This is a genomic window from Ammonicoccus luteus, from assembly GCF_050880385.1.
GTDB lineage: Bacteria > Actinomycetota > Actinomycetes > Propionibacteriales > Propionibacteriaceae > Enemella.
Map to the genome: position 1 here is coordinate 296,822 of NZ_JBNZCI010000004.1, position 20,797 is coordinate 317,618.

The 20,797-nt window shown below is 69.1% G+C and carries 17 protein-coding genes; 7 read left to right on the forward strand and 10 right to left on the reverse strand.

Features of this window, described 5'->3' with window-relative positions; translation table 11 throughout:
- Positions 1-5: 5 nt before the first annotated feature.
- The gene (locus ACQ260_RS11425) at positions 6-1,358 is read right to left on the reverse strand and encodes a hypothetical protein (protein ID WP_432559557.1); all 1,353 of its coding nucleotides are present in this window, start codon (positions 1,356-1,358) and stop codon (positions 6-8) included.
- Positions 1,359-1,456: 98 nt separating this feature from the next.
- Here ACQ260_RS11425 and ACQ260_RS11430 point away from each other — a divergent pair, with 98 nt between their 5' ends.
- Entirely contained in the window at positions 1,457-2,458 is a 1,002-nt protein-coding gene (locus ACQ260_RS11430) for a bile acid:sodium symporter family protein (protein WP_432559558.1), read from the forward strand.
- Here ACQ260_RS11430 and ACQ260_RS11435 read toward each other — a convergent pair whose 3' ends face one another.
- The 7 genes from ACQ260_RS11435 to ACQ260_RS11465 all read right to left on the reverse strand — a co-directional run bounded on the left by ACQ260_RS11435 (position 2,459) and on the right by ACQ260_RS11465 (position 9,722).
- Positions 2,459-4,231 carry an Hsp70 family protein gene (locus ACQ260_RS11435; RefSeq protein ID WP_432559559.1) on the reverse strand — a complete coding sequence of 591 codons (1,773 nt, stop codon included), beginning with the start codon at positions 4,229-4,231 and terminating at the stop codon, positions 2,459-2,461.
- Positions 4,232-4,341: 110 nt separating this feature from the next.
- Positions 4,342-5,025, reverse strand: a complete 684-nt coding sequence (locus tag ACQ260_RS11440; protein ID WP_432559560.1) for a lysoplasmalogenase family protein — start codon at positions 5,023-5,025, stop codon at positions 4,342-4,344.
- On the reverse strand, positions 5,022-5,891 hold the full coding sequence (locus tag ACQ260_RS11445; RefSeq protein ID WP_432559561.1) for a D-hexose-6-phosphate mutarotase: 870 nt from the start codon (positions 5,889-5,891) through the stop codon (positions 5,022-5,024). Before ACQ260_RS11445 ends, ACQ260_RS11440 begins: the two co-directional genes overlap by 4 nt.
- 41 nt (positions 5,892-5,932) lie before the next feature.
- The gene (gene serB / locus ACQ260_RS11450) at positions 5,933-6,805 is read right to left on the reverse strand and encodes a phosphoserine phosphatase SerB (protein ID WP_432559562.1); all 873 of its coding nucleotides are present in this window, start codon (positions 6,803-6,805) and stop codon (positions 5,933-5,935) included.
- A 122-nt stretch (positions 6,806-6,927) separates the two neighbouring features.
- A complete protein-coding gene (locus tag ACQ260_RS11455) occupies positions 6,928-7,755 on the reverse strand; it encodes a YwiC-like family protein (protein ID WP_432559563.1) in 828 nt (275 codons plus the stop codon).
- Positions 7,756-7,786: 31 nt separating this feature from the next.
- Entirely contained in the window at positions 7,787-8,695 is a 909-nt protein-coding gene (locus tag ACQ260_RS11460; protein WP_432559564.1) for a hypothetical protein, read from the reverse strand.
- Positions 8,696-8,705: 10 nt separating this feature from the next.
- Positions 8,706-9,722: a class I SAM-dependent methyltransferase gene (locus ACQ260_RS11465; protein WP_432559565.1), complete on the reverse strand. Its 1,017-nt coding sequence runs from the start codon at positions 9,720-9,722 to the stop codon at positions 8,706-8,708.
- A gap of 253 nt (positions 9,723-9,975) precedes the next feature.
- On the opposite strand from ACQ260_RS11465, the gene ACQ260_RS11470 reads away from it, so the two are divergent.
- Both ACQ260_RS11470 and ppdK read left to right on the forward strand, forming a co-directional pair.
- Positions 9,976-10,854 carry a pyruvate, water dikinase regulatory protein gene (locus ACQ260_RS11470; RefSeq protein ID WP_432559566.1) on the forward strand — a complete coding sequence of 293 codons (879 nt, stop codon included), beginning with the start codon at positions 9,976-9,978 and terminating at the stop codon, positions 10,852-10,854.
- A 47-nt stretch (positions 10,855-10,901) separates the two neighbouring features.
- Positions 10,902-13,541 carry a pyruvate, phosphate dikinase gene (gene ppdK / locus ACQ260_RS11475; protein WP_432559567.1) on the forward strand — a complete coding sequence of 880 codons (2,640 nt, stop codon included), beginning with the start codon at positions 10,902-10,904 and terminating at the stop codon, positions 13,539-13,541.
- Positions 13,542-13,644: 103 nt separating this feature from the next.
- Here the strand turns inward: ppdK and ACQ260_RS11480 are convergent, their stop codons facing one another.
- The gene (locus ACQ260_RS11480; protein WP_432559568.1) at positions 13,645-15,657 is read right to left on the reverse strand and encodes an acyl CoA:acetate/3-ketoacid CoA transferase; all 2,013 of its coding nucleotides are present in this window, start codon (positions 15,655-15,657) and stop codon (positions 13,645-13,647) included.
- A gap of 204 nt (positions 15,658-15,861) precedes the next feature.
- On the opposite strand from ACQ260_RS11480, the gene ACQ260_RS11485 reads away from it, so the two are divergent.
- The 4 genes from ACQ260_RS11485 to ACQ260_RS11500 all read left to right on the forward strand — a co-directional run bounded on the left by ACQ260_RS11485 (position 15,862) and on the right by ACQ260_RS11500 (position 19,947).
- Complete coding sequence (locus ACQ260_RS11485) at positions 15,862-16,854, forward strand: CPBP family intramembrane glutamic endopeptidase (RefSeq protein WP_432559569.1); 993 nt, start codon at positions 15,862-15,864, stop codon at positions 16,852-16,854.
- A gap of 70 nt (positions 16,855-16,924) precedes the next feature.
- Complete coding sequence (locus tag ACQ260_RS11490; protein WP_432559570.1) at positions 16,925-17,818, forward strand: alpha/beta hydrolase fold domain-containing protein; 894 nt, start codon at positions 16,925-16,927, stop codon at positions 17,816-17,818.
- Positions 17,819-17,851: 33 nt separating this feature from the next.
- Complete coding sequence (gene kynA, locus ACQ260_RS11495; protein WP_432559571.1) at positions 17,852-18,697, forward strand: tryptophan 2,3-dioxygenase; 846 nt, start codon at positions 17,852-17,854, stop codon at positions 18,695-18,697.
- A complete protein-coding gene (locus tag ACQ260_RS11500) occupies positions 18,694-19,947 on the forward strand; it encodes a kynureninase (RefSeq protein ID WP_432559572.1) in 1,254 nt (417 codons plus the stop codon). The genes kynA and ACQ260_RS11500 overlap by 4 nt, the downstream gene beginning before the upstream one ends.
- A gap of 14 nt (positions 19,948-19,961) precedes the next feature.
- Here ACQ260_RS11500 and ACQ260_RS11505 read toward each other — a convergent pair whose 3' ends face one another.
- Complete coding sequence (locus ACQ260_RS11505) at positions 19,962-20,750, reverse strand: alpha/beta hydrolase family protein (protein WP_432559573.1); 789 nt, start codon at positions 20,748-20,750, stop codon at positions 19,962-19,964.
- Positions 20,751-20,797: the final 47 nt, after the last annotated feature.

Sequence of the window (20,797 nt, forward strand, 5' to 3'; positions counted from 1 at the left end):
GCTCCTCACAGGAATCGGGCGCTGCGCACGGGGCCGTTCCCCGGACGGCGAAGGCGTCGGTCCGCGTCGGGCCAGGACTGCCGGGCCTCGCGGACGAAGCGGGCGAGCACGTCGGGGCCGTCCGGCACAGCGTCGGCGTCGCCGGCGAAGTCCTCGGGTGGGGTGGCACAGATGCGTGCGGCGAGGTCTTCGGCCGGTGAGTCATCGGCCGGCACCTCGTGCGCCACAGGAGTCGGCCCGTTGCCGAACGTCAACTGGGCGCCCCACGGGGCTGTCACGGCCTGGGCGAGGAACGTGACAACGTCCGGCACGACTCTCGCCGGCGTGACCCACTGCCCGACGTGTTCGAACAGGATCTCACCCGGGGCGCGTTTCACCAGCGCCTCCTGCAGCTCCGCGGCCAGAGTTTCCAGCCGATAGGCGACCACGAGACCACCCGGGTCCCCAGGGGTGTACGCCCGGCTGGGCAGGCCGAGGGATTGCGCCACGGCCAGCCCGAGGATCCGGCTGTCCCGGTCGGGGAGCAGGGCTACGTGGTGCGGCCGGACGCCGGCCGTGTCGAGAACAAGGCGGAGTCGCTCGAGCGCGACCGCGCACTGAGCGAAGGAATCCGAGGTGAAGCCGTGTCGGCCGTTCATCGTGTCGATGCCCCACGGGGACAGCGTCAGCAGCACGGTCGCGTCGAGCACGAACTGCCACCCGCGCAGGTCCTGCGGGTGCAGGGAGCTCGTCGCGGCACGGCGGTCCCACGCCCGGGCGAGTCGGGAGCGCAGGGCCCCAGGTGCGTCGCCGAGGCCCTGCACATCGGTCACGTCCACGCCCCGTCGCAGCGCCTCGTCGACAGCGCCGGACTGGAGCAGGTTGTGCACCAGCAGATATTGGGTGCCCCCAGGCGGCAGCTCCGCCTCGTGGGTCCGCAGGAGCCAAGCGGCATCGCCGTGGCGATCCAGCGACTCCAGGGCGGCGACCAGCTCGAAGACCACGCGTGCGTCGAATCCTTGCCGATAGGCGGTCGTCAGGGGGCGGACAGCCAGCTCCGGCAGGCCCACTTCAATCAGTTCATAGCCGAGTTGATAGAGCGCCTCGTGGTCCTGGGGTCGGGCCTCGGCGGTCTGCCCCGCGCGAGTCAGGTCCGAGAGCTCGACGGAGTGCCCGATGCGGGCGACCAACTCGGCGAACTCGGCGTCACTGACCGGTGCCTCCTGCAGTCGGGTGATGGCGCCCCGGAGGTCGCCTGCCTCCACCTGCCGACGGATCTCCGCGGCCGGCGATTCGGCCCGGCCGTCCGAGCGGTTCGGTGCCGGCGCCGGTGTTCCCGGGGACGTCGACTCCTTGCGGCGTCGTCCGAACAGACCCATGGCAACCCCTCACATTCGCGTCAGCCCATCAGAGCATCCGGCTGACAGAAATGTTCCACAGGACTTTTCGCAACGGTTCTGCCGGGTAGGGTCCGACCGTGAAGCGCGCCTGGGGGACAGTCAAGGAGTGGGTCGACGTCTATATCCTCCTCCTGTTCGGCATGGTCCTGCTCGCTGCAGTCATGCCCGCAACGGGCGTCGCGGTGCGGCCTGTCGAGATCGCGACCGACCTCGCGGTCGCGCTGCTCTTCTTCCTCTATGGCGCGCGTCTGTCGGCCGATCAGACGCTGCAGGGGATCCGGCACTGGCGACTGCATTCGCTGGTGCTTGCCTGCACCTATGTGATGTTCCCGCTCCTCGGGCTGTTGACCGCGTTTCTCAGTCGCCCGTTCCTCGGTCCCGAGCTGGCTGCCGGGATGCTGTTCCTGACGCTGTTGCCGTCCACCGTGCAATCGTCGGTCGCGTTCACCTCGATCGCGCACGGCAACGTCGCGGCATCCATCGTGGCTGCCTCGGTGTCGAATCTTCTGGGGGTGCTCCTCACGCCCCTGCTGGTCACCTTGGCCATGGGCGCCGCGGCCGGGGTGAACCTCGGCACGATCCGCAGCCTGTTCCTGCAACTCGTCCTGCCGTTCGTGCTGGGCCAGCTCGTCCATCGGTGGCTGGGCGGGTTTCTCGCCCGCCACAAGCAAGTGACCTCGAAGGTCGATCGGGGGGCCATCCTGTTGGTCGTCTATGCCGCCTTTTCGGCCGGCATGCGGGAAGACATGTTCAGCCGGCTCGGTGGGTGGCAACTGGTGGCGCTGCTCGTCGTGTGCTGTGTCCTGCTGGCGGTCGTGCTCGCCGCCACGATGGCGATCAGCAAGGCGCTGGGGTTCGCGTGGCCGGATCGGACGGCGATCATCTTTGCGGGTTCCAAGAAGTCGATGGCATCAGGCCTGCCGATGGCGCAGGTCATTTTTCCCGCGGCCGCAGTGGGGATCCTCGTCCTGCCGCTGATGCTCTTCCACCAGATTCAACTCATCGTGTGTGCACAGCTCGCGCGGCGGTGGTCGCGGCTGACCCCGGAGGCCGGGCCGACATCGTCGACTGCGGGCTGATCAGCGCCAGAACCACTGGGCCATCGTCGCGACCGGAACATCCGCGCTCACCGCGACCATGATCGCGCTGTGCTCCCGGTTGCTCCAGAACAGTCTGTGCACGCTCGACTCCGGGTCCCACAGCGAGCCGACCTCGCCGCTGCCATCGGTGTCGCTCAGCCAGGTATAGCGAGCGGGCGGCTTCGCCAGGTCGATGTTTCCGGGGCTCGGATCGACCTTGTTCGTCACATAGACGTTGTGGAACGACAGATCGAGTTGATCTTCGGGCACCCGCGTCGCGAACAGGCTGATCGATCCGCCGTCGAACGGAACACCTCGGGGGCTCGCGACGCAGTTGATCGAGAGCCAACCGTTCTCCAGTGTTACGGGTTGACACGAGCCCGCCATCGCCTCGGTGGGGATGACCTCCCGGAGCAGTGCGCAGTGGTCGGTGTCGAGGGCTCCGCAGGGTGGCGCGACGGTCGGGCGCGCGCTCCGCTCCGGCGTCGTCCCGGTGCCGGGCGAGGTCGCGCCGGTGGGTGGGGTGCCGGGGCTGGTCCCGGGGCTCGGGCTCGCGGTGACGGCGGTCCCCCCGCTGGTCTCCGCTGTGCCGGCGCGCGGCCACACCAGTGCACCGATCAGGACGGCGAGCACCACCACTGCCGCCAGCGCGGGCACGAGCCAGCGTCGAGGCGCCTTCACCAGCGCCGGGTCCGGCTGGGGCTCGGGTTCGGGTGCGGATTCCGGGGGAGTCAGCGCGCCGAGCGCGGTCACTTCCTTCGGGTCGCCCAGCGTGCCGACGCGGCCCTGTGCGAGGTTGACGAATGTCCGCTGCACGAGCGGGATTCCGCTCGAGCCACCGGTCAGGAATACCTGGGCGCTCTGACCGCCGAGCAACCGTTGGGTCACCTCCGCGGCCCGCTCGACCGCAGGCCGGATCATGTTCTCGAACTCGCCGACGGTGAGGGTCAGCACCAGCCCGGGCTCGCCCGGCACGACGATCTCGGCGGTCGAGTTCCGGGACAGCTGGTGCTTCGCCTGCCGCACCTCCTCGCGCATGGTGAGGCGATCACCGATCGCCCCGGGCGACCTGAGCCGGGCCAGCACCTGGGGGTGGTCGACCTGGAGTTGCTCGCCGACCCAGCGTTCGATGCGCTGGTCGAAGTCGTCGCCGCCCAGCGGGTCGATCCCGTCGGCGGCCAACACCTCGACCGTGCGACCGTCGGTGCCTATGCGGAGCAACGCCACGTCGAACGTGCCGCCGCCGAAATCCACGACCGCGATCAACTGGCCCGGCTGCGCGCGGACCTGAGCGGAGTTGTGCCACGCAGCCGCGATCGGCTCGGACACCAGATAGACCCGATCCGGGTCCATCCCCGCCTCTTTCGCAGCGCGCAGCAGTTGCGACTGCCGGTGGGCTCCCCACGCATGCGGGTGGGTGAGCACGATGTGCTGCGGCGTTTCACCGTGGGATTCGTGGACAGCCTGCTGATAGACCCTGTGCAACACCGTCGCGACCAGATGCTCCGGCGGCACCGTGCGCCCGGCGAGAAGCACGGCGGGTTCGCCGAGGCGGCGTTTCGGCGTACGTTCGAATGCCTCCGGCGCCAACCTTGCCGTGCGGATCGCCTCGTCACCGACCAGATAGCCGTCACCTCGCAGCAGGACGGCGGACGGCAGCAGGTTGCCGTCCGCGGACAGGCGGAGCGTGACCGGTTTGGTGCCCGACCGGCGGATGCTCGCAGACGTGTTGCTCGTGCCGAAGTCGATCGCGAGATCGTAACCCTGTGCCATCCCGCCCCCTTGCCGTCCCCGCCCCCACCCAGAGGCCGCCCGGGACGATTCTTGCGCACTATCGGGAAAGCGAAGAGCAGTTCTCGCCGGTGCTGCACCGGGCCAAGTCCTCAGTCGGGCTGATGCCAGCCGAGCGTCGGCGAATAGGCAAAACCCTCGCGGTGACCGGGCGACCGCGTGACCCCGTGGACCAACAGCCCGTGGGAGACGGCATAGGTGGCCATGACCGCCACGTCGTGGTGCGGGAACGTGAACGCCGTGAAATTCTGGGCCGCGATCAGCGAGTCGGAGGCGATGAACAACGCGCCACCCAGCACGCCGGGCCAGCCGAGTCCGCTCGCCAGCACGGCCGTCGTCAGCAGCGCCGCGGCATAGAGCACGACCCCCGGGGCCAGGAAGCCCGCGCCGGGCACGGTCCACGCCACGACCGCGACCGCCACCGCCAGATAGATGACCAGCAGCCACGGTCGGGGCGGCCGCACGCGCCAGAGCCCGATGATCCAGGCGATGTGTCCGGCCAGGAACGACGCGAGCAGCGCCACCAACTCGAGCGACTCCGGGACCAACCGCGGCACGGTGTCGCCGAGGAACGAGAACAGCAGAGCGATGAGCGTCCAGGTGCGCAGCCAGTGGGAGCGAGCCATCAGCGCGCCAAGCGCCAGCACGGGCATGAGCAGCGACTGCGCCGGGACGCTCACGCGGCGTTCCCCGAACCACAGTGCGGTGAGCTGAATGGTGACCACTGCGCAGTACGCAATCCAGCGGGCGGGCCCCAACTCGGCCCGAGGGGTCACAGGTCCGCCACGGTGAGGGTGAGCGAGAGCTCGTGGGACTGGCCCGGGTTGAGATGGACGGCACGGTCACGGACGTTCGCGGTTTCCACGCACACCATGGATTGCCACGCGTCGTCGGGCATGTCCGCGAACTCAGCGGTCTTGTCGACCCACGGGTTCCAGACGATCGTGTTGTCCGAACGGTGCGTGGTGAGGACAAGCCGACGGTTCAGGACGGGGTCGTGGACCTCGATCGGGTTCTTGACCCAATAGATCCGGTCGACCTCCCCGTCGAACCCCACCGGCCCGATCTGGGTGTTGTAGGCCTTGGTGAGCTTGTCGAGATATTCGGTGCCGGCCAGGCCGTGCACCGACACACGCCGGACATCCCCGACGGTCAGATAGGTGTGCAGGGCCTCCTCGACGACCAGCGGAACGTCGTCGGTGTTCCGCAGCGCGAGCCGCACCTGCAGGTCCGCCCCGAACACCTGCGTGACCTCGAGCTCGAACCGGTTGCGCTCGGGGTCGATCCCGTCGAGTTTCGGGATCATCGTCTCGTCCAGACGCCACCGCAGGGTGGTGCCGCCGTCACGTTCCACGCCCTCGAGCAGCTGCCACGTCGCCAGCCGGGCAAAGCCGTGCGCGGGAGACTTGTTGTCCTTGCGGCCGTTGGCGAACCAGGGAAAGCAGATCGGGATGCCACCACGGATCCCGACGTTGGGCGCGAAGCGCGCCGTCGGACTGGTCCACAGGACCGGCTCGGCTCCGGGCGTCGGGGTCCATTCGGTGATGTGCGCCCCGTGGTCATGGACCGTGAACCGGCCCCCGGTCGAGGTGATCCCCTGGCAACGGCCCCAGCCGTCGGGATCGATGGTTCGTTCGAACACGGTTGATCTCCTCCTGACGTTCAGGGTGGGGCCTGCTGGGGTCAGAGGCCGGCGAACACCCGCACGGCGTCCAGGCGCGGGAACGAAATTGCGGCTGCGGCTGCGGCGTGGGTGATGGGCTTGGCGCAATAGGCGACCCCCAGACCTGCCGCGGCCAGCATGTCGAGGTCATTGGCCCCGTCACCGATGGCGATGACCCGGTCGGTGCCGATGCCGAGAAGGTCTGCGTACTCGATCATATGGCGGCGCTTCGCAGAACGGTCGACGACCGGGCCCGACGTGCGCCCGCTGAGGTGCCCGTCGACGATCTCGAACCGATTCGCCCGAACCAGCTCGATCCCGAGCGAGGCCGCCAGTGGATCGACTACCTCGTGGAAGCCACCGGACACCAGGCCCACCCCGACACCCTGTTCGTGGGCGGCCGCGACGAGGTCGGCCGCTCCGTTCGAGAGGCGCACTTCGGCTGCGACCTCGGCGAGGGTGCTCGCCGGCAGACCCTTGAGTGTGGCCACCCGTGCAGCGAGGGAGGACGCGAAGTCGAGTTCGCCCTGCATGGCCCGTTCGGTGATGTCCGCGACCAGTTGTTCACTGCCCGCGTGGGCGGCGATCAGCTCGATCACCTCAGCGGTGATGAGGGTCGAATCGACATCCATGACGATCAGGCCCGGCCCGTGCTCGGCGAGCGGTCCCCAGGTGAGCGTCGCGTCGACGCCGACGGACTCGGCCAGTTCCCGGATCCGCGCCCGCAGACCCGGCCCGGCGCCCTCGTCGATCAGGCCCGTGAACGCCATCGCGTCGAAGCCCTGGCTCACCGGTGTGGTCGCGATGAACCTCGGCAACAACTCGTGCACCCGGTCCAGCAATTCGACGGGGATCGGATGGGCGCTGGCGAGTCCAGCGTGGGCGGCGATCATGGTGGGAAACCTACTAGAACCGGCGCCGGCTCCCGAGGCCGCAGGATCGCCCCAGCGGACGAGCGCGGCGACCCTCCACAGCGATCCCGCGGGTCCCGAACCAGCCGGTCAGCGGGTCGGGCTCACAGGGTGGACAACGCGATTGCGGCGAACAGCAGCGTCACGGCGACCTCGGCGAAGCCGGCATGCTTCGGCGACACCGTGCGCCCCGACATCGGCCCCAGCGTGGGGACGAGGAATGCCCGCAGCGTCGTCACGACGAAGAACAAAGTCCACCACCAGGACAGCAGCCCCGTCACCGCGGCCGCGGCGCTGAGTGCAGTGATGAGCAGGTGATAGGCGACCGAGCCGATGACCCACGATCGGTGGCCGCGCTCGCGGACGAGCGTCTTGACATAGGGCACGGTGCCGAAGAAATAGACGAACGCGAGCGCCGCGAGCCACCAGGCGCCGGCGGACTCCGGACGCAGCGCCGTGGCGGGGTCGGGGTGGGCGGCGGTGACGGCCATCACTGCGGCGGCAGCGATCGTGAGCAGGCCGGAGAGCGTCGAGCGCTCCCGTCGGTGGTCGACGAGCCACAGGGTGACAGCGGTCAGTGGCAGATAGATCACGCCCCACCACAGCAGGGCCGGTCCGGTGGCCAGCAGGGTGAGGACGCCAAGGCCACCGGCCAGCGCTGCGTACGTCACCATCGGGCGCAGGAACTTGCTCTTGTGCCGGGACTTCAGCCACAGCGACGTGGCCGCGAACGTGAAATAGCCGAACATCCAGGCGGCGAACAGCGGGACCAAATGCCAGGACCAGCCGCTGTCGCGCACATGCAGCCCGGCGCCGAGGACGAACGGTGTGATGAGCATGGCCCACGCGCCGTGTTGCTGCGGCACCCACCCCGACGCCTTGCCGGAACGTCGCCTCGTTCGGGTGCCGGGTCTGGGCAGTGTGGTGCTCATTCGCAAATAATACGATCCGTTCCGTGCAAAGTCAGAACGTGGGATAGATCCGCTCGGGCTGGCCGAGGATGGTTCCGTACGCCGCCCGCACCGGTTCGCCCGCCGGCGTGAGTTCGACCCTGATCACGCGCTTGTCGATCGATGGCTCTCCGGCGGTGTAGTCCTTGCCCTGATGGCCGCGGAGTCCGTCGGCCAGGCCCTGCGGATCCACTCCCTCTGCCGCCTCCACGCAATAGACCGCCGAGACCTCGTCGGCCGTGGGAAACGTCACGGCCACGCCGAATGCGACAACACCCTCCGCCAAGGGCTGGTCGAGCACCGTGATGGCCGCGGCATCCGCCGAGTCGAGGCAACCGGCCAGCTCGCGGACCCTGTTCCTCGCCGGTCCCGTCGGCCTCTCGTCGGTCGTCTCGGTGACCAGCGCATTGCCGTCCTTCCGCACGATCGCGGGCTGGCTCGCGGCCTGCAGGCGGTCGGTCGGCAGGCGCGTGGCGGTGGTGCCGTCGACCGCGTACGTCTCGCCCATCGCCGGCCGCATCTCGTCGAACAGGCTCGCTCCGCCGGCGGTGCGGGAGGCGTTGCTGTCGACGTGGGAGTACGCCATCACCGATGACGTCGCCTTGCGCAGATAGCTCTTGTCCGCCAGCAGGAACGCAGAAGGCGCTGTCGCATTGGCCAGCGCTCGAGGCGCCCCCACCAGGGCGATGCTGCGGCCTTCGCGGCCGGCGTCGCGGTAACTGGGCATCGGCGGCGGTGGGCCGAACGTCGTCCGCAACTTCTCCACGTCCGCGTACCCGAGGAGGACCCGCCCCTGCTCCGGGGCATCGATGGAGCCCAGTGCCCGTTCGAGCTTGGAGCCGGATCCGGGCAGTCCCGGGACGCAGGCGGTGACGGTGACCGAGGCGGCGAGGAGCGCTGCGGGAAGAGCGAGACGGCGCATGTCCCGCAGGTTAGGCCAACCGCGCGCCGCGCACGCTGCGCGAGACGATGAACTTGGGATTGCGCGCGACGATCTCCGTGCGGCCGATGCGTTGCCGCAGCCGCGGCAGATAGGGCAGGTGCGCGTTGAACACCAGCCACAGCTCCCCGCCGGGCCGCAAGACGCGCGCGGCGTCGTCGATCATCGCCAGCGCGGGCGTGGAGTCCTTGGCCGTGCCGACGTGGAAGGGCGGGTTGCAGACGATGAGGCCTGAGCTCCCGTCCGGTCGGCCCGTCAGGCCATCCGCACGCTCGACGTCGACCTCCACGCCGTTGAGGCGGGCCGACGCAGCGGTCGAGGCGCAGGCCGCCCGGGATTCGTCGAGGGCCAGGACGCGGTGGCCGGCCCGGGCCAGGAGCACGGAGAGCGTCCCGTTGCCGGACCCGAGGTCGACGGCGGGGGTGTGGGGATCCGAGGCCGGAAGCCGGTCGAGCACGGTGGTCAGCAGCCGAGTCCCGGGATCGATCCTGGTCCCGGCGAACGTCGCGCCGTGGGCGGCGAGCGTCAGATCGAGCTCGGGGTGCTGGGCCGTGCGCGGGAAGTCGAGTGGGCCCGGGATCGGGTCGGCGGCGTGGAGCACGCGGGACTTCTGTCGCCCGAGACTCGCGCGGACCGTGCCGAACCGGGTGGCGAGCGCCTCGTTCATCGCGTGGGTCATGTGCTTCACGCGACCGCCCGCGACCAGGCGAACGTCCCGTGGGAGCAGTGCGAACCGTTGTGCGTACTCCTCCAGCGCCGCCACCGCCTTCGGCAGCCGCAGCAGGATCAGCTCGATGTCCGCGTCGGGAGCCCCGCCGTCGGCGTCCCCGGGCCACCGGTCGATCATCGGGACGTCGAAGCGTTGCTCGAGGAGCAGGGAGTCTGCGTACCCCCACACCGCCCAGCCCCGCGCCGAAGCCGCCGTCGCGAGCTCGGGCGCATCGACCACCAACACCGGGCCGTCGGGCTCGGGGCTTTCGTCGAGAATGAGGCGGTCGACCGGATCCATGCCCGGGACGTTAGCCGAGGCACGGGAGTTGTCGGTGAAACACGGGGCCGCCGAAAACACGGGGTCGGCGAAAACACGGGGTCGGCGAAAGCGGGAGAATCTTGCCACGAATCCTTTCGGCCTGCTCGCGAACCCGGTGATTCCGGACGCCCGATGCCCCGGATCATTCACCCTGCGAGACAAAGCGGCCGGATAGTGTCTCTGGTTCGCTGGTACGCAAGCCTCGCGAGTCGAGACAGAGTAAGTTGTCGCTGTGTCCGACCAGGCCCTCGAGATCCACGTGATCGCCGACTCCACCGGCGAGACTGCGGCACGCCTGGCCAGGGCCGCCCAGGCGCAGTTTCCCAACCATCCCTTTCGGATCGTCCGGCATCCCCGGGTGACGACGGCCGAGGAACTGTTCCTGATCTTCGACACCGTGCGGGGTCATGTCGACCGGCCCGTCGTGGTGATGTCCACGCTGGTCAATCCCGTGCTGCGGGATCTCGTCGACGACGGCTGCGCAGAACTCGGGCTGGTCCACATCGACCTGCTCGGCCCGACGCTGCAGCAGCTGGAGTTCGCCACGGGTGTCGAGCCCGAGCGTGTCGCCATGCGTCCGGTCGGCGTGGAGAAGGACTATTTCACCCGGATCGCGGCGATGGAGTTCGCCGTGCGCCACGACGACGGCCAACAGCCGGAGGGGCTGAAGGACGCAGACATCGTCATCGTCGCCGCCTCGCGTTGTGGCAAGACCCCGCTGTCGATGTATCTGGGGTATCTCGGATACAAGACCGCCAATGTTCCACTGGTGCCTCGGATCAAGCCGCCGGCGGAGCTCTACGCCATCGATCGCTGGCGGATTGTCGGGTTGACCCTCGACCCCCAGTTGCTGGCGGAAATCAGGACCCGCCGGCTGAAGGGCATGGGCTCCCACCGGCGGTCCGACGGCTATGCCGAGCTCGCCAAGATCTATGACGAGTTCGACGAGATCAGGGCGATCCAGCGAGGGTTGGGCTGCCCGGTGCTGGACACCACCAAAATGGCGATGGAGGAGTCCGCTGCGCGGATCATCGACATCGTCGACGACCGTGCTCGCGCCAACGGCGGCGCGTTGCGCAGACTGCCCGCCGAAATCAAATTCGCCCCCTGAGTTTCGCGTCAACGCGACTTTCCATACCCGAGAAACAAGGAGATCCGATGCACACCGAGTACGTGTACGACCTCGCCGATGGCGACGCCACGATGCGGAATCTGCTGGGCGGCAAGGGCGCTGGTGTGGCCGAGATGGCCCGTCTGGGCGTGCCCGTCCCGGATGCGTTCACCGTCACCACCACCGCCTGTGTGGAGACCATGAACCGCGGCGGCGAATGGCCCGAGAACCTCTGGCCGGAGGTCGAGCAGGCCCTGCAGCGCCTCGAGGAGCGCACCGGTCTTGGCCTGGGTGACCCCGAGAAGCCGCTCCTGTTGGCCATCCGGTCCGGTGCCGTGCAGTCGATGCCCGGCATGATGGACACGGTGCTCAACCTGGGTGTCTCCGACGACACCGTGGCGGGTCTCGCCGCCGGTGGCGACGAGCGGTTCGCCTGGGACTCCTATCGCCGCTTCATCCAGATGTATGGCGAGGTCGTGGAGGGCATCGAGCCCCACGTCTATGAGGACGCGCTGACCAAGATCAAGGCCGACAAGAACGCCAAGGAAGACACCGACCTCACCACCGAGGACCTCAAGGAACTGGTCGCGACCTTCAAGAAGCTCTCGAACGAGGCGCTCGGTGGCGAGTGGACCTCCGACCCCAAGCAGCAGTTGAAGCGCGCCATCAACGCGGTCTTCGATTCCTGGCAGAACCCGCGCGCCGAGGTCTATCGCAAGGCCAACAACATCCCCGCCGATCTCGGCACCGCCGTGAACGTCATGCAGATGGTGTTCGGCAACCGCGGCGAGACCTCCGCCACCGGCGTGCTGTTCACCCGCAACCCGTCGACCGGCGTGAAGGAGCTCTATGGCGAGTTCCTCGTGAACGCCCAGGGCGAGGACGTGGTGGCCGGCATCCGGACGCCGCGCAACCTGGAGGAGATGGAGCAGGTTCTGCCGGAGGCGTACGCGCAGCTCATCGACACGATGAACGCGATGGAGCGTCACTACAAGGACATGCAGGACATGGAGTTCACGATTGAGAACGAGAAGCTCTATCTGCTCCAGACCCGCAACGGAAAGCGCACCGCCGCCGCCGCTCTGAAGGTCGCCAACGACATGGTCGAAGAGGGGATCATCACCAAGGAGGAGGCGCTCCAGCGCATCGAGCCGGCGCAGCTCGACCAGCTCCTGCACCCCGCGATCGACCCGGCCCACGGCCAGAGCCCGATCGCCAAGGGCCTGCCCGCCTCCCCGGGTGCCGCGGTCGGCAAGCTCTGCTTCGACGCCGACACCGCCGCTGTGCGCGGGGACGAGGAGCCCGTTGTGCTCGTCCGCTTCGAGACCACCCCGGACGACATCGCCGGCGTCATCAAGGCCCAGGGCGTCCTCACGGCCCACGGCGGCATGACGTCCCACGCCGCCGTTGTGGCCCGCGGCATGGGCAAGCCCTGCGTGGCCGGCGCCCACGAGATCCGGATCAACCCGGCCGAGAAGACCGTCACCATCGGTGACAAGACCTATGGCGAGGATGACGTCCTCACCCTCGACGGCTCCACCGGTGAGGTCTATGCGGGTTCGCTGCCGCTGGTGCCGCCGCAGATCAACGACGACTTCCAGCACATCGTGCAGTGGGCCGACGAGGTTCGCCGCCTCGGTGTCCGGGCCAACGCCGACAACAAGGTCGACGCCGAGAAGGCCCGTGAGCTGGGTGCCCAGGGCATCGGCCTGTGCCGCACCGAGCACATGTTCATGGCCGAGGACCGCCTGCCGGCCGTGCGCGAGATGATCCTCGCCGAGACCGACGAGCAGCGCGCCGCGGCGCTCGAGAAGATCCTGCCGATGCAGCAGCAGGACTTCGAGGGCATCTTCGAGGCCATGGCCGGGCTGCCCGTCACCGTCCGGCTCCTCGACCCGCCGCTGCACGAGTTCCTGCCGGACCTCGTCGAGCAGTCGCTCAAGGTCCAGCGGCTGGAGCTCACCGGGGCCAACGCCGACGAGATCGAGGCCGAGAAGCACATCCTCGAGCAGGTCAAGGGCTTGCACGAGCAGAACCCGATGCTCGGCACCCGTGGTTGCCGTCTCGGCATGCTCTATCCCGCGATCCCCGAGATGCAGACCCGCGCGATCATCCGGGCCGCGCTCGCGGTGCGTGAGCGCCAGGGCGAGACCGTGGACGTCGAGATCATGATCCCGCTCGTCGCCTATGCCGAGGAGCTCAAGCGTCAGCGCGCCATCGTGGTGGCGACCGCCGACGAGGAGATCGCGGACTCGGGTCAGGACCTGGACTACACGGTGGGCACCATGATCGAGCTGCCGCGTGCCGCGGTGACCGCGAATCAGATCGCCGAGCACGCCGACTTCTTCTCGTTCGGCACCAACGACCTCACCCAGACCGGCATCGGCATCTCCCGTGACGATGCGGAGGGTGGCTTCCTGGGGCAGTACGTCATCGACGAAGTCATGCCGCGCAACCCCTTCGAGTCCGTCGACCGGGATGGTGTCGGCGAGCTCGTCCGCATGGGCGTCGAGAAGGGTCGCTCGGTCAAGGACAAGCTCAAGACCGGTGTCTGCGGTGAGCACGGTGGCGATCCCGAGTCGATTGAGCTGTTCCACGAGATCGGCCTGGACTATGTCTCCTGCTCGCCGTTCCGTGTGCCGATCGCCCGCTTCGCCGCGGCGCAGGCGGTGCTGAAGAACAAGTGATCCGGTTCAGGGCCGCCGGTCGGCCCTGAACCCAGCACCATCGGAAAAAGCCCGGTCTGGTTCGCCAGACCGGGCTTTCTGCCTGCGGTGGCCGGTGCGGCGCTCAGCCGCGCACGCGCCGCACCGGCCCGGTGACAGTCGTGGCGAGCTTCTTCTCCGCCAGATATTGGTTCTCGAACAGATTCGGCACCATCTCGCCGCGTTGCATGGCTGCCCCGAGCTCCGCCCGCAGGAAGGCGTTCGAGGTATAGCGAGTCACCTCGGTATAGCGGGTGTCCATCAGGTGCTGGACCATCGCCACATAGGGATCCACCAGCTCGGGCATGATCGAGAACTGGTCATAGTTCACGATCGCCGGCACCCGCCGCCCCAGCGGCTCCAGCTTGTGGACGACGGCGGCGTAGATCTCCTCGATGTCCTCCGGGGTCCGCACTTGGAGCCCCTCGAAGTCGATGAAGAACGTCTCGCGTTCCGCGTCGAACCACAGCCGGTCGGGCACCGGGATGCTGAGGAGATCGGCGCGCAGGTCCATCGGTGCCTCGCCGAAGATCCGCGGATCCATCAGCACCGGGTCACCGTCGATGATCGGCTCGAACGCCATCTGCGCGAGGATGTCGCGCTCGAGGTCGACGCCCGGGGCGATCTCGGTCAGGTGCAGGCCGCCGTCGACGAGACGGAACACGCAGCGTTCGGTGCAATAGAGCACCTCCTGGCCGTTCGCGAGCGCCTGTGTGCCGCTGAACGTCCGGTGCTCAACCTCGGTGACGAACTTGGTGAGGCCCGCCTCTGCGGGCAGCACGAGGCGTCCGTCCGTGACGGTGGCCTTGGCGCGACCGGCGGTGAAGCTGCCCAGGAACACCACGGTGCCGGTGTTCTGGCTGATGTTGATGAATCCGCCGGCGCCGGCGACCCGGGCGCCGAACTTGGAGACGTTGACGTTGCCCTCCCGGTCGGCCTGCGCGAGGCCGAGGATCGCGATGTCGAGCCCGCCGCCGTCATAGAAGTCGAACTGCGCCGGTTGATCGATGATGGCCGCGGCATTGGTGGCCGCCCCGAAGTTCAGCCCGCCCGCCGGGATGCCGCCGATGACACCCGGCTCGGCGGTCAGCGTCAGCAGGTCGATGATCCGCTCCTCGGCCGCAACGCTCGCCACTGCCTCGGGCATGCCGATGCCCAGGTTCACGCAGTCGTTGGCCCGCAGTTCCATCGCGGCGCGGCGGGCGGCGACCTTGCGTACCCCCAGCTCCATGGGGGCGATCGACGACGCAGGGACGCGGATTTCGCTGGCGAAGGCGGGGTTGTACGCCTCCAGGAACGTCTGCTGATGGAGCTCGGGGCTCTCCGCCACGACCACGCAGTCGACCATGACCCCCGGGATCTTCACCTGCCGGGCGTTCAGGGAGCCGCGGTCGGCGATCCGCTCGACCTGGGCGATCACGATGCCACCGGAGTTGCGGGCCGCCATCGCGATGGCCTGGGCCTCCAGGGTGAGCGCCTCGCGCTCCATGGTGAGGTTCCCGTCCGGATCCGCCGTGGTCGCGCGGATGATGCCGACATTGATCGGGAAGGCCTTGTAGAACAGTTGCTCATCGCCGTCGATCTCGAGGATCCGGACCAGATCCGTCGTGGTGATGTCATTCAGCTTCCCACCACCGTGCCGGGGGTCGACGAACGTGCCGAGACCGACCCGGGTCAGGGTGCCCGCCTTGCCCGCCGCGATGTCGCGGTAGAGGTGGCAGATCACGCCCTGCGGTAGGTTCCAGGCCTCGATCTTGTTGGCCATCGCGAGGTCCGAGATCTTCGGCACCAGGCCCCAGTGACCGCCGACGACGCGGGCGATGAGGCCCTCATGGCCGAAGTGGTTCAAGCCTCGGTCCTTGCCGTCGCCCTGGCCGGCGGCATAGACCAGCGTGAGGTTCCGCGGGTGGCCGCCGGGTTCCTGTGCCGTGCCCAGGAATCGCCGCTCGACGGCCACGGCGATGTTCTCGGCGAAGCCGATGCCGACGAACCCGCTGGTGGCGACCGTGTCGCCATCCCGGATGAGACGGACCGCTGCATCGGCCGACACGATCTTGCCGCTGTCGCCGGGGTCGTTGAGTGGATGTTCGCGTCGCATGGTCCCCTACCTCGGTGCCGAACAGGGCGTCGTTGCTCTCGCACTAGCTTGTGGGACGAGGCGTCGGTCTGCCAAGGCGGACGTCAGGTCCGCACCCTGTCCCAGCCCTGAGTTGTCCCTGGCTGTCTTTCGTTCCGGGCCCGGGGGCGGCGCATTCTACTACGGTCTGTAGTAGATCGTTGGATCCGAGCAAAAGGAGGGGCAATGCTGATGGTGGCCAAGGGGTCAGCCCGGGAGGCGGTCCCGCGGGGGAGGGTGGTGCGACCCGCCCGGCTGCCGGGCTGGGGCATCCCCGCGCTGCGCCCGGACGGACTCGGGGTGGACGCACCGGAGGATCTGCGCGGGTGGGGTCACCCCTTGGTGAGACTGCTGGTCTTCTTCGTCGTGGGCGGAACGATCGGGGTGCTCGGGCTCGGCCTGGCGTACCTCGTCGACCCCACGGGTCCCGCGGAAGGCGCCGGCATGCTGGTGACCGCGCTCGGGCTCATCGTCGCGGCGTTGGTCGGCTATCTGGTGATGACCGTGGTGCTGGAGCGCCGGTATCCGGTGGAACTCGATCCCCGGCGGATCAGTGGTCTGGCCGGCGGACTCGGGGTCGGGGCCCTGCTGGTGGGCATCTGCGCGGCCATCGCGTGGGCGGCCGGCGGACTCACCGTCGCCGGTGTCCGGCCAATCGGCGACATCCCCTGGGTGACGGACTTCATCATGACCGGCCTGTTCGCGGCCGTGGTCGAGGAGATCCTGTTCCGCGGCATCGTCTATCGCTTCCTCGAGCAGTGGCTCGGATCGTGGCTGGCCGTTGGGGCCTCCGCGGTGATCTTCGGCTCCGTCCATGCGTTCGCCGCCCAGGCGACCCTGGTGAGCACGATCGCGACGATCATCGAGGCGGGACTTCTCTTCGCGGTCGTCTATCTGCTGACCCGTTCGCTGTGGTGGGTCATCGGCCTCCACGCGGCGTGGAACTCGGTGCTCAGCAATGTCGTCGGCGTCCCGGTCTCCGGCAACGTCAACGAGGGGCTGCTGATCACCGCTGCCGCCGGTCCCGATCTCATCTCCGGTGGCGCCTATGGGCTCGAGGCCAGCATCATCACCGTGCTCGTGCTCACGCCCGTCGCCCTGATGGCGCTCTTCGTCGCCCACAGGCGCGGCGTCATGGTCGCACCGAGCTGGGTGCGACGCCGTCGGGTGTCCGCCTGACGGGCGCGCACAGCCGGGCGCCCACTCCCCCTGGGGGCGGGTGCCCGGACGGGCAACTAGTGTCGGGGGTATGGCTTTCACCCTGCCCGAGCCGCTCCTTCGCCCCCTGATCCGCGCGACCGGGATCGGCAAGCCCTTCAAGGATGCCGACGAGGCGCGGAAGCATGTGCGGGCTTTTGCGCTGCGCCCGCAGCCGTACGCCCCACCCCGCCGCATCCGCCGAGACGTCGTCATCGACGTCGATCGCTGGCGCGGCTGGACCGTCTATCGCGTGAAGCCCCGGGACACGAAGCCGGCGGGTGCCGTCGTCTATGCCCACGGCGGCGGCTGGGTGAACGAGATGTCGTTCCTCCACTGGCATCTGGTCGCCGAGTTGGCCGCCGAGTCCGCCACGACGTTCATCGTCCCGATCTATCCACTCATCCCGTTCGGCACCGCAGCCGAGGTGATCGCCCGCTTCGTCGAGATCACCCGGGAGACGAAGGCGACCAACACCCGGACCGCGATCGCCGGCGATTCCGCGGGCGGCCAGATCGCCCTGTCGACGGCGCTCGAGCTGCGCGACCACCACGGGATCACGCTCGACGACACGATTCTCATCTCGCCGGCGCTGGACCTGCGGTTCGACAATCCCGAGATTCCGGAGGTCCAGCCGCGCGACCCGATCCTCGGCGTCCCCGGCGCTCAGTACTTCGCTGACATCTGGCGTGGCGACCTGCCCGTGACCGACCCCCGGGTCAGCCCGCTTCTCGGCGATCTCCGCGGCCTCGGTCGGCTGCTCGTCCTCTCGGGCACCGACGACATCCTCGCCCCGGACATCCGCGACCTCATCGAACGGTTGCGGGCGGCGGGCGTACCCTTCGATTTCTACGAGTCCACCGGCCAACTGCACGCCTACCCGCTCGTCCCGGTCCCGGCCGGCCGGGAGGCGCGGCAGGTGATCGCGCACCGGTTGCAGTCGTGATGCGCTGAAGGGCGCGGACGAGGGGGTCAGGTCATGAGCAACACACGCGACATCGAGGACGGCATCCACTCCGACTTCCGCGAGCGGATGAGCTATGGGTCCTATCTCCGCCTGGATCGGCTGTTGGCCGCGCAGGAACCCGTGAGCGAACCTCCGCACCACGACGAGATGCTGTTCATCATCCAGCACCAGACCTCCGAGCTCTGGTTGAAGCTGGTCCTGCACGAGATCCGCTCGGCGATGGCGTTGCTGGCGGCCGACGAGATGCGGGTGTCCCTCAAGCGCATCGCCCGCGTCAAGCACATCCAGCGCACGCTCACCGATCAGTGGTCGGTCCTGGCGACGCTCACGCCGGTGGAGTACGCGGAGTTCCGCGGGTTCCTGGGTCAGGCGTCGGGGTTCCAGTCGTGGCAATACCGGGCTGTCGAGTTCGCCCTCGGCAACAAGCACCCCGGCATGCTGAAGGTTCACGAGGCCGATCCCGAGGCGCACGCGGTCCTGGCGGAGTTGCTGGCGGCGCCGAGCCTCTATGACGAGTTCCTGCGCGGTCTGGCGCGGCGGGGGTACGCGATCCCGCGGCACGTCCTGGACCGGGACGTCACGCGCGCCCATTCGCTCGATCCCGAGCTCACCGCGGTGTTCGTCGACATCTATGAGCACGCCCACGACCACTGGGACGTCTATGAGGCCTGCGAGGAGCTCGTGGACCTGGAGGACAACTTCCAGCTCTGGCGGTTCCGCCATCTCAAGACCGTCCAGCGCACGATCGGCATGAAGACCGGCACCGGCGGCAGCTCCGGCGTGGGCTTCCTGCAGCGCGCGCTCGAGCTCACGTTCTTTCCCGAACTGTTCGCGGTGCGGACGGAGATCGGAAAATGAGCGACCCGAGCGGCCCGAGCGACCTGCTCGACCGCGCCGCGGCGCTGGACGCCGCGGATCCGCTCGCCGCGTGCCGGGATCTGTTCGTGCCCGCGGGGGCCGGCGCCGAGGAAGTGGTGGCGTACCTCGACGGGAACTCCCTCGGCCGCCCCCTGCGCGCCACGGCCGACCGGCTCGCGGACCTTGTCCGCCACGACTGGGGCACGCGGCTCATCCGGTCGTGGGACGAGCAGTGGATGGAGTTGCCGCTGCGGCTCGGTGACCGTCTGGGTGCCGTGTGTCTGGGGGCCGCGCCGGGACAGACGGTGGTCGCGGACTCGACGACGGTGCTGCTCTACAAACTTCTCCGCGCGGCCGTGGCGGCCTCGGGACCGGACCGGCCGGAGATCGTGCTCGACACCGAGAACTTCCCGACCGATCGCTATGTGGCGCAGGGCGTCGCCGCAGAGACCGGAGCGCGGCTCGTCTGGGTCGAGCCCGAACCGGAGGCGGGCGTGACACCGGAGCAGGTCGCGGCCGCGGTCGGTCCCCGCACGGGCGTCGTCCTGCTGTCGCACGTCGCGTACAAATCCGCCTGGCTCGCCGATCTCCCGGCCATCACGCGGATCGCCCACGAGGCCGGGGCGATGGTGCTGTGGGACCTGTGCCATTCGGCCGGCGCCGTGCCGGTCGGCCTCGATGAGCACGGAGTCGATCTGGCGGTCGGGTGTTCCTACAAGTTCCTGAACGGTGGGCCGGGGGCGCCGGCGTTCGCGTACGTCGCCGCCCGCCACCAGGACCGACTGCGACAGCCGATCACCGGCTGGATGGGCCACGCCGAGCCGTTCGTGATGGGGCCGGACTATCGCGCGGGCGGTGGGATGCGGGGGTGGATTTCGGGTACTCCGCCCGTGCTCGGGATGGTCGGCATCGAGGACACCGTCGACCTGATCGCCGAGGTCGGGCCGGCGGCGGTGCGGGCGAAGGGCAGCGCGCTGGGCAGGTTCGTGATCGAGGCCGTGGATGAGGTGCTCGCGGTGCACGGCGTACGCATCGCCTCACCGCGCGCCGACGACCGCCGCGGCGCCCATGTCACGCTCGCGCACCCGCGATCCCGGGACCTGTGCGCCCAGCTCTGGCGGGACGGAATCGTGCCGGACTACCGCGAACCGGACGGGATCCGGCTCGGCCTGTCACCGCTCAGCACGTCGTACGCCGAGGCCGCCCGAGCACTGCTGCGCATCGAGGAACTCCTGGCGTCCGAATCCTGAGGCCGGGTCGCCAGTCAGCCACCGGGTGCGTGGTCGGTGTGAGCCGACAGAGCGGCCAGGACCGTCCGGAAGTGGGGCGATTCGGGGTCGATCACGTCGAAGTGGTGCGCCCCTGACAGGATCGTCGCCCGCACCGGCAGGTCACGGGTGTGCTCGGCCGGCACCGTCCCGTCGTGCTCGCCGTGCAGGACCGTCAGCCGGTCGACGCGGCCGCCTCGATCGAGCAGTGCGCGGGGGTCGAGTCGCCGATAGGCCGCCACCTCACCGGGCAGGCCACCCATCCAGTCGACGACCGCCCCGTCGCCCAGCCGTTCCCGTGCTGCTCGGGCAAGGTCCGCGACCGGGGCGAGGGCCACGATCAGCGACTCAGCACGCCCTCCGGCGACACCACGTGGGTCCGGCGCGTCTCCATCGGCCAAGCCCTGCAGCAGCACGAGCGTGCCACCGGCGGAATGGCCGACCCAGGCCGCGGGCGCCTCGCCGCGGGCGCGCAGGTGGCGATCGAACCGCTCCAGATCGTCGACGCTCGCCGTGGGCTGCCCGGGGCGGCGCCGATATTCGAGCAGCGCCACGCGATGCCCGGCTGACGCCAGCGCCGCAGCCATCGGTCGGGCGTGCGTGCGATCGATGGTCGGACGGAAGTAGCCACCGTGCACCACGACCACAACCGGCGCGCCGGGCGGACCCCACCACTCGCACACCTGATCCGGATCGTCGCCGTAGCTCTCGTGCTCACCGACCCCCACGCCCGTGGTGAGCAGGCGGTCCAGGGCGGCGTCCTCCGAAGCCGTTCGATAGGTCATGGTGGTCAGTATCGCCCGCGTCCCTTTCCCGGCATTCGGCCACGTTC

What these genes read in the sequence shown, in the direction of transcription:
- ACQ260_RS11425 (WP_432559557.1), bottom strand. Translation starts at nt 1,358, where the DNA reads ATGGGTCTGTTCGGACGACGCCGCAAGGAGTCGACGTCCCCGGGAACA.
- ACQ260_RS11435 (WP_432559559.1), bottom strand. Translation starts at nt 4,231, where the DNA reads ATGGCACAGGGTTACGATCTCGCGATCGACTTCGGCACGAGCAACACG.
- serB (WP_432559562.1), bottom strand. Translation starts at nt 6,805, where the DNA reads ATGATCGCCGCCCACGCTGGACTCGCCAGCGCCCATCCGATCCCCGTC.
- ACQ260_RS11455 (WP_432559563.1), bottom strand. Translation starts at nt 7,755, where the DNA reads ATGAGCACCACACTGCCCAGACCCGGCACCCGAACGAGGCGACGTTCC.
- ACQ260_RS11460 (WP_432559564.1), bottom strand. Translation starts at nt 8,695, where the DNA reads ATGCGCCGTCTCGCTCTTCCCGCAGCGCTCCTCGCCGCCTCGGTCACC.
- ACQ260_RS11465 (WP_432559565.1), bottom strand. Translation starts at nt 9,722, where the DNA reads ATGGATCCGGTCGACCGCCTCATTCTCGACGAAAGCCCCGAGCCCGAC.
- ppdK (WP_432559567.1), top strand. Translation starts at nt 10,902, where the DNA reads ATGCACACCGAGTACGTGTACGACCTCGCCGATGGCGACGCCACGATG.
- ACQ260_RS11480 (WP_432559568.1), bottom strand. Translation starts at nt 15,657, where the DNA reads ATGCGACGCGAACATCCACTCAACGACCCCGGCGACAGCGGCAAGATC.
- ACQ260_RS11485 (WP_432559569.1), top strand. Translation starts at nt 15,862, where the DNA reads ATGCTGATGGTGGCCAAGGGGTCAGCCCGGGAGGCGGTCCCGCGGGGG.
- ACQ260_RS11490 (WP_432559570.1), top strand. Translation starts at nt 16,925, where the DNA reads ATGGCTTTCACCCTGCCCGAGCCGCTCCTTCGCCCCCTGATCCGCGCG.
- kynA (WP_432559571.1), top strand. Translation starts at nt 17,852, where the DNA reads ATGAGCAACACACGCGACATCGAGGACGGCATCCACTCCGACTTCCGC.
- ACQ260_RS11500 (WP_432559572.1), top strand. Translation starts at nt 18,694, where the DNA reads ATGAGCGACCCGAGCGGCCCGAGCGACCTGCTCGACCGCGCCGCGGCG.
- ACQ260_RS11505 (WP_432559573.1), bottom strand. Translation starts at nt 20,750, where the DNA reads ATGACCTATCGAACGGCTTCGGAGGACGCCGCCCTGGACCGCCTGCTC.